Origin of the sequence: Bacteroides xylanisolvens XB1A (assembly GCF_000210075.1) — a bacterium.
Classification (GTDB): Bacteria; Bacteroidota; Bacteroidia; order Bacteroidales; family Bacteroidaceae; genus Bacteroides; species Bacteroides xylanisolvens.
Map to the genome: position 1 here is coordinate 2284074 of NC_021017.1, position 13085 is coordinate 2297158.

Below are 13085 nucleotides of genomic sequence, written 5' to 3' on the forward strand. Positions count from 1 at the left end.
AAACAGTGTTGCAAAAAATGTCAATAAAACTCCTATGTATTTCTGATAGATAGCACTACTTTATAAACCACTGGTATCCAACCGGTTACAATTCTATAATTTCCTTTAAAACCAACGGCCCGTTTCTCACCGAGAAACAACCTTTTCGACACCGAGAAACGAATCGACTGATAAAGTCCTAAACTTAAATTAAGGAAATTGTTCGTCTCTTTTATTTTTGACACTTCTATCGTAGGAATGTATATGTTGAAATATATTTCAATGATAATCTTATCGTGTCTAAAATATAATGATATGGAATAAATTTATAACCGTACCGTTTGGAATCAATTACCACTAATGATTTTATTAGTTATTTTTAAGCGAACGTTTACCTATTAATAGTTATTTCATTGCCTAAGGAGTTTTCGTTTGACAATTGTTAAGCGATAGTTCAACATCTGTCAAGCGTTCGTTCAACAGTTGTCAAACGATAATTCGTTAGGCAATTGAAAAAATAATATAAGCAAGAGAAAGAGATAAAAGCTGCATATTGACGAGTTATTGTCAGCGACAGTATTTTTGGTTATTTCCGTACCGAAACAAGCTAAATGCTAATTTAGAGTTCACCACGGATTACACAGATTCACACAGATTATTTTCATTTTCGTTGAATACCTATAATGAATTAGGGTACTGATATACATATTTATTCCACCATTGCCAACGTCAATATACTAATCCGTATATCCTCCACATCTACCAGACAGGAAGCACATGCCAGAGTAGTAGAACCAGTAGTCAACACATCGTCAACTATCAGTATGTGTTTCCCTGCAAGTGTTTCGGGATGCTGAAGTTCAAAGATACCTTCCACATTATCCCGACGTTCAAACACAGATTTACGCGTTTGCGTTTCCGTATTTTTCTTACGTAATATTGATTCTGTATCGATGGGGATTCCTGTTACAGCAGCAATACCACGAGCAATCCACTCACTCTGATTATAACCACGGATTTGCTGTTTTTTCTTATGAAGCGGTATGGGGATTATCACATCAATTCCCTGAAAAAAATTGGAAGACAAAAGTTCGGCAGCCATATACCGCCCCATAATTGCACCTATTTCCTTTTGTCCACCATATTTCAACCTATGAAGAATCAACCGGAAGTCGCTTCCTTTCTCATAAAAGAAAAAAGAAGTAGCCCGTTCCAAAGGGATTTGTCCCCAGAAGAGCCGCTCTACCGGATTATCTTTTCGAAGATGATAATTAGTACGGGGTAGATTGATATTACATTCTGTACAGATACATTCTTCACCCTTTGCTAACGGCCGGCCACAAACAACGCAGCAACGGGGAAATAGCAAAGATAAGAAAGAACTAAGCCAGTCTTTGATAAGAAATGTGTGTTTCATAATAATAGAGATTTAAAACTGCAATAGCAACTACATATTGCAACTACATATTCAATGGAGGGACTTCTGACAGGAGTTTCTGAAAGACAGGATGAAGATTTCCATTCGTTGCAATAATATGATGTCCTTCTATGAAATGATCTTCACCATAAAAGTCAGTCACCTTTCCTCCCGCTTCCTGAACAATCAGTGCTGCCGCAGAATAATCCCATTTTCCGAGAAATGCTTCCATCCAAGCATCAAAACGCCCAATAGCCACATAGCAGATTGCGGCAGCAGCCGAGCCATTCATCCGAATACCGCCCACTACCCCATAAAGCTGATCGATGAGATGAAGAGCAGTCTGTTTATATTGCAGATGATTATAAGGTAATTCTGTAATGACAAATGCATCTTTGATGTCCTCAACGTTCGACACATGAATTTCTTCACCATTCATAAACGCTTTTCCGCCTTTCCAAGCATAAAAACATTCATCCCGGCAAACTTCATAAACGACACCTAAAAGAAGTTCGATACGGCTACGTAAAGCGATGGACACACAATAAGGAGCCTCATCATGAATATAATTCGTGGTTCCATCCAAGGGGTCAATCACCCAACAGTAGGGTTCATCCTGATAAGTGGCAGAGCCTTCTTCTGTAATGAATCCCGCTTCAGGCAATAAAGCAGTAAGGGCTTTCACCACTCGCACTTCAGATTCTTTATCCACATAAGACACATAATCGTGTGCATGTTTTTCCACCACACGCTCACGACGGAAGTTCTTTCGTTCTTCTTTCAAAAAATATCCAACTTCGGTAGCAATCCGGCATACATCAGTTGTAAGCTGCTTCAAATCTAACATTTATTATTCAAATTAAAAAGTGCTTCGAAGTTATAGCTTTTCCGGCAAAAAGCATAAAGGAAAATAATATTTTCGTGTTTGATACGCAAATTAATGAGATAACATCAAAACTATTATAACCAATATTTAAAAAGACATCTAAAAACAAGGCCGACTCATTTTCTTTTATGAGCCGACCTTTCTTTACTTTTACATCAAAATATAAATGTATTGTCCTTTATTCCTTAATTTATAACAACATTACTTCTGAACCACAATTTTTCAACTTACAGGTACGTCCATAGAGTAATGCCACACCGTCATAAGTGAGTCCGGTTATGCCAGCTCCCGAATAGGCTGGCCCCTGGCTTCCTACCACTCCTGTAGGAGTAGCTATTTTACATCCTCCGGCAACTAATGCATCCATATCGTTTGCGGCTTCAATAACATGAATGACACCGTATTTGCCCGCCGCAGTAACAAAGGCAATATAAGAACCGTCTTTTATCTGCAAACTACAAGGATCATTCGGATATCCATCAGACGCATTGACTCTTTGCATTAACATATCGGCACCTCCTTTAGCTATACTTTCCAATACATTCAACGCCTCAAAAGTCTTGACGTCCGAAGCCGCGTTCGCCATCATCACATCAATACCAAGATCAGTAACCTTATCATCAGGTATAAGAGTAAACAACGTTTTGTTGGTAGCAACACCTGCCGGTTTGATCCAGTCATTCACATCATAAGCTCTCCCTATCGGCCCTCCATTAATTCTTGACGCACTGACATAAGAGAAACCTCTGTTTTTAACGGCAACAAAGCTCGGATTTCTCCATATATTGATGAAAGCAAAGTCTACGCTATTTGCCTTTGAGCCATATCCTTTAATTTCCTTCAAGCTTAATACATGTTTCTGCACACCCCGTATCATTATTCCCTCTATGGAGAAAATATAAGGTTGATCCGGTTCTGTTGAATGTTCCCATTCGGGTGCCATTTCGATATCGCTGAAAACAAGCGCAACATTATTGTCAACACCCTCAAGACCTTCGATATTGATAATCTTTTCCTCTTTCAACCCTTCTATATCTTCCACCACAATCTTAATTCCACCAGTATCTTTATTATCTACGACAGTTTTCAAAATAAACTCCATTTCCAACGGATTGCCTGATACCGGAATAGTCGTATATTCCTTCAGGTCACCCAGTACTTTATTACACAACGTATGTTTTATAGACTTAATGCCCACAGCAGAACGAATCACTACAGAGAGAGAAACCTCTTCATCGGGTACTAAAACAGGGAAATCTGATGGTTCGGTGAATATCTGGGATGGAAGTTTGGTTATCTTTTTAATAGGTATTACCTTTTGTGCCGTTTTTGTCAAAACGTCCGTTGATGTTACCAGTATCCCGGCTGCTTCACGCGTGTTGACCTTGACATTCAAGTCAAATTCAAGTGTCATATCAGTTTGCAGAGTATCTATCTTTAAACGTTGACGTTCAGTCGCGTTTATCTCTTCATATTCTCCATTCTCATCCATCTTCAACAAGGTAGCATATATACTGTGTATACCCACAGCAGAGAAACTTCTGGCAGATACAGTCACCGTCGAGTTATACTCCACCACATCTATCTCGGAAGGAGAAGTGAGTTCTACAGTAGGTGGCGGATACGCGTTGTCGTCCGAATAATCAGACTTACTATCACTACAATTTGTCAACAACAAACCCCATGGAAGGGCAAGTATCAGGATCATTATATTTTTGATATATTGCTTCATGACCGTTCATTTTTTATTTTAAAGATTCGATTTGTAATTGAAAACAATGTAAATCTCCGCTTACACTTGTTTCGGTTACCCCCCTAAAAGCCCATTTATGTGAAGTCAGGACAAATATACAATACTCGGAGTCTCTATTTCTATTTTCCACTTCTACGAAAGAATAGGTATCAGAAGTTAAGTTAGAAGTAATTGCCGACTCAAGATTAGGCAATAACGCACGTTTAACAGTGCCTACCAGAACCGTCTGTTCGTTTACCTTTTTCTTGAAAACGTCGACAGCCGGAGCTATAAGGTCTTCACTATTTAATGATACAGAACAGAAGAGCATATCTATTCCGTTCACTGCTTCTGTTTTTGTTTCAAGATATCTGCAATCGTTTTTTACTACATATTGTGTCATTTCGGAAATAGTAGAAGGAAAAAGCACAGTACTGCCGATTATCTTTTTCTCTCCGTTACTATAGCTGACAGGTACAAACACCGGCACTTTCTTGCTCTCTCTAGCAGTCTCCGTACCCGTATTTATGATTGCAGTTTGCCCATAGACAGCGTTCGTCCTGTCCAACAATGCCACTGCATGAACAGTGTTTCTGATAGATGACGCCACCTCTTTATAACTACAAGAGCTAAATAAATTTTGCTCTGACAAGTGCGCATAAACCAATACGTTAGTTGTTCTGAACCGGTTCCATTCCGGAATTTCTTCTCCCTTGTTATCCTCATCACTACACGAAACGAACAGGCAAGAGATGATACATATAAATAGCAGATATAGATAGTTTGATTTCATATTTCATTCATTTTACAAATTCAACTTCAGCAAACAAAGCTCTGTGGTCAGATACTTCCGGATTAGATAAAACTTTAAACGACTTCACTTTCCACTTATTCTGTGGAAGTCCGAATATATAATCAATCTTGATTGTCGGCTGATCTGCGGGATAGGTGAATGTATCATCACAGATTCTCTGCCAGTTCTTCATTACCTCACAAATCACATTAGAGTCGGTCCGGGCATTAAAATCTCCCCCCAGCAGTGTCGGGGTATCTCCCGTACCAATCCGCTCATTAATCTGTTCGGCCATTGCGCTCCTTATCAGGTCTGTCGAATGATCCAAGTGAGTCGTTCCTATCCTGATTACGTCTGAAGTTCCCGGCTCCTGAATATCTACATATAATAGCGTCCGGGGTTCTTTGGCTCCGTCTATCCCTTCAAAAGTTTTGTTATTGATATAAACAAAAGGATATTTTGAAAGGATAGCTACTCCATATTCTCCACCACCAGTATCCATCGCTTTCCCGAATACGGAAAACAATCCCAACTCCGCAGCCAGTTGAGTGGTGAAATCCTGATTTTTGTTCCTTTTTGTGTTGTAATCTATCTCTTGCAACATTACAACATCCGGATTGTATTTCCTGATAAATACAGCATACTCCTTCACCGAGTAACCGGTCATTTCCCCGGACATCCGGCAATTATAGCTCATTATTTTAAGAGCCTGCGCATACGTACTTTGATACGCAAAGAAGAAAAGGCATACCCATACAATGGGCTTTAAAAGTGCTTTCATAAATTTGTTTTTGTTATTAGATTAAGTTTACTTATTCAACGGTATATGTATATTCTGATATTTTTTTAAAGCTAACCGGTGTTATGGATTGCATCACTTCCAACACATAGTTCAGGTCGTTCCCTTTACAAACAAAGTCGTACGTAAACGAAGCAATCTTTTCGTTTTTAACTGTAATCTCTATATCAAAATGCCGCGAGAGTGTTGTAAGCACCTCTTTCAATGATGCATTTCTGAAAATAAGCCGGTTGCTCTTCCAACTCGAAGCATCATCGTGATATCTATCAGTTTTTATTTTTATTACATTACTCCTTTTTTCATAAACTGCAGTTTGTCCGGGAAGCATTTGCTGCATAGGCCTGCGGCTTTGCACATGCCCGATATTTATACTTCCTTCGTCGAGTGTAGTTTTGATTACCTTATCCGAAGCGTATGCTTTTACATTGAAACACGTTCCCGTCACTTGTATTTTCACATTCTCGGCAAGTACCAGAAAAGGGGATTTCTTGTTTTCTGCTATCTCAAAATAAGCCTCTCCTTCCAGCGTAACATTCCTGTTGTATTTTGCAAACTGTTCCGGATAAGTCAATTTAGAATCGGCATTTAACCACACCCGGCTACCATCAGGAAGTAATACGAGTAGCTTTTCACCCCTTACAGCACAGACCTCCCGATAAACAAGGTTTGCCTCACTATGACTTTGATAGAAATTATATCCTACACCTATCACAAGCAAAACAATTGCACAGGCTACCGTCCACTTAAAGAACAATGGCATCCTTATTCTCCTGTTCTTTCGTTTTTCTTCCCGCATCACGGCTTCCTGAATATTCTTATAAATGCGATATTCATCAAAAGGAGGCAATTCTCTGTCGCCCAATTCGAGCTGTTTGCCTTCTATTATCCTCTGAATGTCGTCATCCATATATTTCCCGATGCCGTCAACTATTTCAAGGTCCTGACTTGTATGTTTCTTTTTTGATTTCATATTTCAATATCTATTAGTAATACACACTGTTACAAAAAAGTATTATACAGACTACGTTAAACCGTGTTAATTCAAAAGAACGTTCCATTTCAGCAAAAAGAGATAAAACTACATCATACAATAAAGCAACAATAGGCTAAGCTCTCCCACTGTCGCGCGAATCTGCTTCAAAGATTGGCTATATTGAAATTTAATTGTATTGATCGAAAGATTAAGTTTATCGGCTATTTCCTGATTGGAGTATTTTCCCGAAACTTTCATTTCAAAAACCTTGCGGCGTTGTGGCGAAAGTTGCTCAAGAGCTTGCTGTATGATGTTCATTTGTTCTTGTTTAAGGTTTTCGTTTTGAGAATTGTCTTCCAATTCCAAAACCATTGAAAGGCAATCCTCAAGTAAATAGATATTTTTCTTTGAGTCTCTCAACGTATTGAGCAGATCGTTCTTCAACATTGTAAAAAGGTATCTGTTTATAGGTTTTGTCTCGTCGATTTCTTCTTTTTTCAGCCAGAGTTTTAAGAATAAGTTCTGCACAGCATCTTCAGCCAATTCTTTATTCAGCAAATATTTAAATGCCAAAGAAAAGGTCTGCGCCGCATACGTCTTGTACACAATACTAAATGCCAGCTGGTTCCCCTCTTTCAGAGCCTTAACCAAAGCTTGGGCTTCATCCTGTGAGTATTTCTGGGACATCTTAATCATTTTAAATATGAAAATAAAAAGCTTATTATATCAAGTCCTTACTTTCAAATATATTAATTCTTTCTGATATAGCATGATTCGCGAGCAACAAATGAAACAGGTCTCTTATTTATTTCACCAGTCTTTGATATTTGCTGAACAAAAAAGTGGAGAATGATAATAATCCGTCAGTTGTTGAATGAACATCTTTTCGAACATCCTTCCGATCAGTTGCATTTACCCAACCTTCTTCTATTTCTTTTAATTCATCTTCAAGTTGCTTCTGATCCACCTCTACATCTTCCCCAACTGCTTTGATAAATGTATCGATATACACCTCCCAGCGCTTTGCATAATAATCACTTATCAGTCCTGCCCACGAACGACTGGCATAATCGTTCAGGCTTCCACCCCAAGTAGTAATCAAGTTGCGAGCATTCTTTTCATAATAGTCTTTCAACTGGGGAGAATCTCCCATCTTCCGCGCATCATCAATCCATTTATCCAGCGAACAATAAGGATGAAAGGCATTCAGCTTATCCAAATCATTCAATATCTCCTTCATTTTTTCGCCGCAAGCTTTCAAAGCCTGATGGTCTTTAGCTTCAACCATCCTGTCAAACTCCATTTTCACATCAAGAAAGTAGTTTCCAAGCACCTGTCTGCCTACAGTAATCAAATCCAGGCGAAAAGCATCTCTCCGGTCAGAAGGTGCCTCATTCAGTTTTCTCCAGACCTCTAGTAGTTCAACATTGCTATACACATTACTTGTCCGTTTTTCACTGTTCTTATTCAATGCAGGGCGATACCCGGGTAAAGTACCCAATGTGCGCGGCACCTGTACATAAATGTCATTGAATAATCGTTTCCAAGCATCGCGCACAGACTGCGACACACATCCCACATGTCTGTCAGCCAGACATTCAATCCATTTATTATCATCTACATTCAGGTTCCATGCTTTCTCAAGAATGTATTCGTAGGGAAATTGCATCACATCCAATCCTTCCAGCGTAGAGCCGATTCCTTTAAGGTTGCCTCCACCGTTAATGAGAGCATTCTCAAGTCGTGCGCCACTTTCTTTGACGTTACCTGTCAAAGTCGTGTTTCCACCGAAATTGCCCAGATAACACCAAATATAGGGCTGATTATGAAAATGCTCTGTTCTTTTCCATAATTCAACATTTTCACAATGATAATCAAGTAATATCATTTTATTCTGTGGCACTCCTGTCAGCAAAGCCTTCATTCGCTCGGAAGTCCATTTATCTTTATCAAAATAAAACATCCACGTCATTTGCATCCATTGGGCTTTGGGATCGGCAGCCGTCAATGTAGCGTACATATCCGAAGCTATCTTCCGCAAATATTCGGGTTCGAAACTGGGCGGGTCAACCTCGTTGAAAGGATCTAAACCATAAATATGATCGGTTCCGAAAAGTTTTTTTTGTTCATCAAGAAATAGTTTCTGAATTTTCGCAAACAAAGCATCGTTAGGGTTCAAAAAGTTACAACGGTATGCATCAGCAAAGCCGGCCCATTTGCCCAAATGTTGAATATCGGCCTCGGGATAGATCCGTTTTAAATCGGCAGGTACATGTCCGGCGAAGGCTGGTAATACGGGCTTCATATTCAATTCACGCTCACGTGCGAGTATTTTTTTCTGCAAGCTTACCTGGTGTTCCAGCCATTCCATCGGCAACGGACCGTTCCAACGATCTATGTTAGCCATCCGATGCCAGGGCAGATACGGTGGTCCCGTGAAGTAAGAGCGTATTTCGATGTCCGACATTCCCATTTTCGACCAGACTTTATACCACACAGCTTCTTGTCCGGTAATTGCCAAAGGCATATTTATACCATTAAGGGCCATCCAGTCAATAAAGCGCTCCCATTCTTTCCATTGCCACCAAGGCATCGTGTAACCATACGTGCAGTAATTCAGGAAAAAGCGAGTATCCACTCTCGCTTCCGAAACGACCTTCTCACCAACCATCGGCAATTCTTCAGGAATTTCAACGGCTATATCCGCATACCATGACACTGTAGTGAGACAGTAATATTTCAAGTAATGGTTCAGTCCCATCGCCATTGAATTGGCGTTGTTTCCACCGATTACAATTTTATCTTTTACGGACTCTATCGTAAAGCAGTCTTTCTCTCCTTTTAATTTTTGAAACTGAAAACTCTCGATGTATGACGGCAGCAAACGTTTCAATAATGCTTCCGCAACAGCTACGTCTTTGTCTTTAGCCTGAAGAGCCAACGACATAAGCAGCATAACCAGACACGTGTATACACTTTTTCTTTTCATTCTGATTTATAATTTTATATAGATTTTTCTTTTTAACAAAATATATCCCAACAGCCCATTGAACAAGAGGAAAAATACACCGTACATAAATGAACCGAAGTAATTTCCGAATAACGGGTTAAGCAAATTATTGAATACAGCCGTATGGATATGCCAATGCACAAGCAATCCTCCGGCTATGCAACTAAACACATAAATTACAAGCGGATTCGCTCCAAATGCTTCAAAAAACGAAAACCACTTTTTATTCTGCTTCACATCAATGATATAAAGTAGCAATGCCAATGACAATGCCGCAATCCCACAAGTAAGCAAAACAAACGAAGGAGACCACAAACGTTTATTCAAAGGACAGGCATAGCTTAACAAATAGCCGGCAAACAACAGCGTGGTACCTATAAGGAATAGATTCAGCATCCGGCGGTCATTATCTTTAATATCGATGATTATCTTTCCGCAAACAAAACCGATCATTACTTGAGACACAGCGGGAATCGTACTAAGTATCCCCTCGGGATCGACAAACTGGCGGCCCTGAAGATACATGTGGTTAGCCCCTAAAATAGCCGAATCAATCATCCCGACGATATTATCCGCACTCTTTTCAAATCCGTTTCCAAATAACTGAAAAATAAAGTAGACAATCAGCAAGATAATAGCTAATGGCATAAAACGCTTATGCGGTATTGCTACGGCCAATAAGGCTGTAATACCATAACAAATCCCAAGCCGTTGCATAACTCCCATCAACCGGAGCTGACTCAAATCAAAATAGTTACCACTATCGATTGATGTAATGAACCACTCCATAACCAGACCTATAAATATTAATAAGAGACTTCTTTTTATGATTTTCGTAATGGCCGGTCGACACTGGAAGTCATACTTACACAAAGAGATGTAGGTCGAAATACCCATCAGGAACATAAACATCGGAAATACCAGATCGGCCGGCGAAAAGCCATCCCACTTGGCATGTGCAAAAGCGGCAAAGTTATACCCGCACTTTCCTGTATTGTTGACCAAGATCATCCCGGCAACAGTAATACCCCGAAGTACATCAAGCGAAAGTAACCGTTTGTTCGGATTCATAATATTTGATTCTTTTAATTACTTATTATATATAAAATAGTCGTTCCGGCAGCTAACACTATCCCTATAAGCGATTCATAAGGTATCAGCTTCAGACGTTCCTTAAAATTGAGTTCGCATACGCCTCCTGTCGCATGAAAGAACGAACCATGTGGCAAATGGTCAAGAACTGTAGCTCCGGAATTAATCATAGCCGCTCCCCAAACCGCAGAAATGCCTATAGCCAATATCGTTTCAGCGAACGAAGAAGAAGCCAGTGTCGCTCCGGCTGTTGTCGATGCGGTAGCCGCCGACATCAACGCGCCTGATATAGGAGCAATCAATGCATCACTCATATGAGCATGATCCAATCCTGTAAGAATCCAATCTTTCAAAGAAGAGTTCTTTATGATACCGGCAATAGTTCCGGTTCCTATCAACAGAATAGCTACCACAGACATCTTTTGCAGTCCATATTCTATACTCGGAAGAATATTTTTCCATTGTTTCATACAGATAGCACCACATAAACCACCTACCGGCAAAGCTATCAAAGGATCAATATTGATTCCTGCCGCAGGACGTAATGCCAATAAAACAATCGTAACAACAGGAGCAATCAGACTGGTTCTTAACGAGGGCAAATTTCTCTCTTCCTCTTTATCCTCTGTTTGCATCATCGTTTTTTTGTTTTTCACTGTTTGAGGCATCAGACGGACAATAACAAAAACAGTGAAAAACAAACCGATCACTGCCGGTAAAATATTGGCAAACATTACAGCCGATAGATCTGCATTAAAATTTCCGGCTGCTATAATGGTGTTCGGGTTAGGTGATATGATATTTCCACATTTACCTCCCCCGATCATAGCAATAAGTAACACAGATGGAGACAGGTTTAGACGCTTGCCTATCGAAAGAGCCACCGGCGCAACGGTTATCACAGCCACATCAATAAAGACGCCTACCGTACAAAGCAACATCGTTGCGAGTGCCAATGCCATAAATACCCGTTTTTCACCCATTTTGTTTATAATCGCATTGGAGATGACCGTGGTAGCTCCGGTTTGTATTAATATGCCTGACAAGACTCCGGCTGTCAGAATCCGCAATACCGCCGGGGTGACCTCTTTCACTCCTTCGGTCATCACCGTTACGGTCTCATTTAAAGATAGTCCTCCCAACAACCCTCCGACTATCGCTCCGATAATCAGACTGTATATCGGAGAAAGCTTTCTTATGATTAACAGTATGGATAATGAAAGCCCGATTAATGCGCCTATCGCTGTCATTGAGTATTATTTAGTAAATTGTTTTATGATTCTCACCACCTGTCGCACCGTTCTCTCTATGTTTTCTTTCGTAAACTCCGGTTGCATCGCCTCTTCAAGTGTTACCGGAAAAGGTTGAATAGGCAGTACGGCAGTAAACCCCATCCTATTAAGCGCTTCGGTGGCTTCGACCGCTCCCCCCAACGCTATCACCGGAACCTGACATCTCTCACCGACACGTAAGATTCCGTCCAGCGCTTTTCCCATACAAGTCTGGTGATCCAGCTTCCCCTCTCCGGTCAGTATCAGGTCTGCCTGTCGGACGACCTCCTCGAAACGAAGCGTTTTCAATATAACTTCTATTCCGGATTGCAATTCTGCATTCAAAAACGGAAGTAAGCCGCCTCCCATTCCTCCGGCTGCTCCAGCACCGGGAAGCTGTGATATATCCATATTTGTATATTCCTTTATCACCTGTACATAATGCCGCAACCCATTGTCCAACTCTATCACTTGCAAACTATTTGCCCCTTTTTGGGGAGCATATACATAGGCCGCACCCTCTTCTCCAAAAAATGGATTACTAACATCACAGGCGATCGTAAAATGACTTTCCTTCAATGCCGGATTTAATTGGGAAATATCTATTTGATGAACTTTTATCAGATTTTCGCCGACAGGCTCCAACTCACCGTTTCCGCTATCTAAAAAGCGTGCACCTAAAGCCTTCAGCATACCTATTCCCGCATCATTCGTAGCACTTCCGCCGATCCCGATAATGAATTCCCGACACCCGCGTTTTAATGCGTCAGCAACCATTTCTCCAACTCCATAAGTCGTAGTCTTCATGGGATTTCTTCGATTTGAATCAATCAATGGCAGACCGCAGGCCGAGGCCATTTCGATAATAGCCATCGCACCATTGTTTACGATGCCATACGATACTTCAATTGGCTTCATGAATGGATCATGCACCCGACATGACACCGTTTGAGCATGAAGGGCAGAGCATAGAGCTTCTGTAGTCCCTTCGCCGCCATCAGCTATGGGGAAACGTATAATCTGACAGTCGGGTAATTCCTCCTGAATCGCTTTTTCGGCAGCTTTTGCTATCTCAAAAGAACCGACCGAACCTTTAAACGAGTCGAATGCCAATACAATCTTTTTCATAAAAG

The 13085-nt window shown here is 40.5% G+C and carries 10 protein-coding genes and 1 pseudogene; all 11 read right to left on the reverse strand.

The genetic code is table 11. From position 1 onward, the window contains the following. Positions 1-688 precede the first annotated feature (688 nt). Positions 689-1396, reverse strand: coding sequence for a ComF family protein (locus BXY_RS09350; RefSeq protein WP_008642613.1), 708 nt, complete (start codon positions 1394-1396; stop codon positions 689-691). A gap of 43 nt (positions 1397-1439) precedes the next feature. Beyond that, positions 1440-2243 (reverse strand): inositol monophosphatase family protein, encoded by an 804-nt coding sequence (locus tag BXY_RS09355; RefSeq protein WP_015531746.1) that lies wholly within the window; start codon positions 2241-2243, stop codon positions 1440-1442. Between the two features lie 240 nt (positions 2244-2483). Continuing rightward, positions 2484-4014 (reverse strand): annotated as a pseudogene (locus tag BXY_RS09360) (hypothetical protein). Positions 4015-4027: 13 nt separating this feature from the next. After that, positions 4028-4807 carry a hypothetical protein gene (locus tag BXY_RS09365; protein WP_009038942.1) on the reverse strand — a complete coding sequence of 260 codons (780 nt, stop codon included), beginning with the start codon at positions 4805-4807 and terminating at the stop codon, positions 4028-4030. A gap of 7 nt (positions 4808-4814) precedes the next feature. Continuing rightward, positions 4815-5588 (reverse strand): endonuclease/exonuclease/phosphatase family protein, encoded by a 774-nt coding sequence (locus tag BXY_RS09370; RefSeq protein WP_004296439.1) that lies wholly within the window; start codon positions 5586-5588, stop codon positions 4815-4817. Between the two features lie 31 nt (positions 5589-5619). Further along, positions 5620-6576 (reverse strand): FecR family protein, encoded by a 957-nt coding sequence (locus BXY_RS09375; protein WP_008642606.1) that lies wholly within the window; start codon positions 6574-6576, stop codon positions 5620-5622. Positions 6577-6684: 108 nt separating this feature from the next. Continuing rightward, complete coding sequence (locus tag BXY_RS09380; RefSeq protein ID WP_004317492.1) at positions 6685-7266, reverse strand: RNA polymerase sigma factor; 582 nt, start codon at positions 7264-7266, stop codon at positions 6685-6687. Positions 7267-7384: 118 nt separating this feature from the next. Next, a complete protein-coding gene (locus BXY_RS09385; protein WP_203462426.1) occupies positions 7385-9568 on the reverse strand; it encodes an alpha-N-acetylglucosaminidase in 2184 nt (727 codons plus the stop codon). A 6-nt stretch (positions 9569-9574) separates the two neighbouring features. Continuing rightward, complete coding sequence (locus BXY_RS09390; protein WP_008642604.1) at positions 9575-10660, reverse strand: acyltransferase family protein; 1086 nt, start codon at positions 10658-10660, stop codon at positions 9575-9577. A gap of 14 nt (positions 10661-10674) precedes the next feature. Continuing rightward, positions 10675-11931, reverse strand: coding sequence for a GntP family permease (locus BXY_RS09395; protein WP_015531749.1), 1257 nt, complete (start codon positions 11929-11931; stop codon positions 10675-10677). 6 nt (positions 11932-11937) lie between these two features. Beyond that, complete coding sequence (locus BXY_RS09400; RefSeq protein WP_015531750.1) at positions 11938-13080, reverse strand: glycerate kinase family protein; 1143 nt, start codon at positions 13078-13080, stop codon at positions 11938-11940. Between the last annotated feature and the right edge of the window lie 5 nt (positions 13081-13085).

Excerpts from the sequence above, each read along its gene's own strand:
- BXY_RS09355 (WP_015531746.1), bottom strand. The coding sequence starts at position 2,243 with ATGTTAGATTTGAAGCAGCTTACAACTGATGTATGCCGGATTGCTACC.
- BXY_RS09350 (WP_008642613.1), bottom strand. The coding sequence starts at position 1,396 with ATGAAACACACATTTCTTATCAAAGACTGGCTTAGTTCTTTCTTATCT.
- BXY_RS09400 (WP_015531750.1), bottom strand. The coding sequence starts at position 13,080 with ATGAAAAAGATTGTATTGGCATTCGACTCGTTTAAAGGTTCGGTCGGT.
- BXY_RS09365 (WP_009038942.1), bottom strand. The coding sequence starts at position 4,807 with ATGAAATCAAACTATCTATATCTGCTATTTATATGTATCATCTCTTGC.
- BXY_RS09390 (WP_008642604.1), bottom strand. The coding sequence starts at position 10,660 with ATGAATCCGAACAAACGGTTACTTTCGCTTGATGTACTTCGGGGTATT.
- BXY_RS09375 (WP_008642606.1), bottom strand. The coding sequence starts at position 6,576 with ATGAAATCAAAAAAGAAACATACAAGTCAGGACCTTGAAATAGTTGAC.
- BXY_RS09380 (WP_004317492.1), bottom strand. The coding sequence starts at position 7,266 with ATGTCCCAGAAATACTCACAGGATGAAGCCCAAGCTTTGGTTAAGGCT.
- BXY_RS09395 (WP_015531749.1), bottom strand. The coding sequence starts at position 11,931 with ATGACAGCGATAGGCGCATTAATCGGGCTTTCATTATCCATACTGTTA.
- BXY_RS09370 (WP_004296439.1), bottom strand. The coding sequence starts at position 5,588 with ATGAAAGCACTTTTAAAGCCCATTGTATGGGTATGCCTTTTCTTCTTT.
- BXY_RS09385 (WP_203462426.1), bottom strand. The coding sequence starts at position 9,568 with ATGAAAAGAAAAAGTGTATACACGTGTCTGGTTATGCTGCTTATGTCG.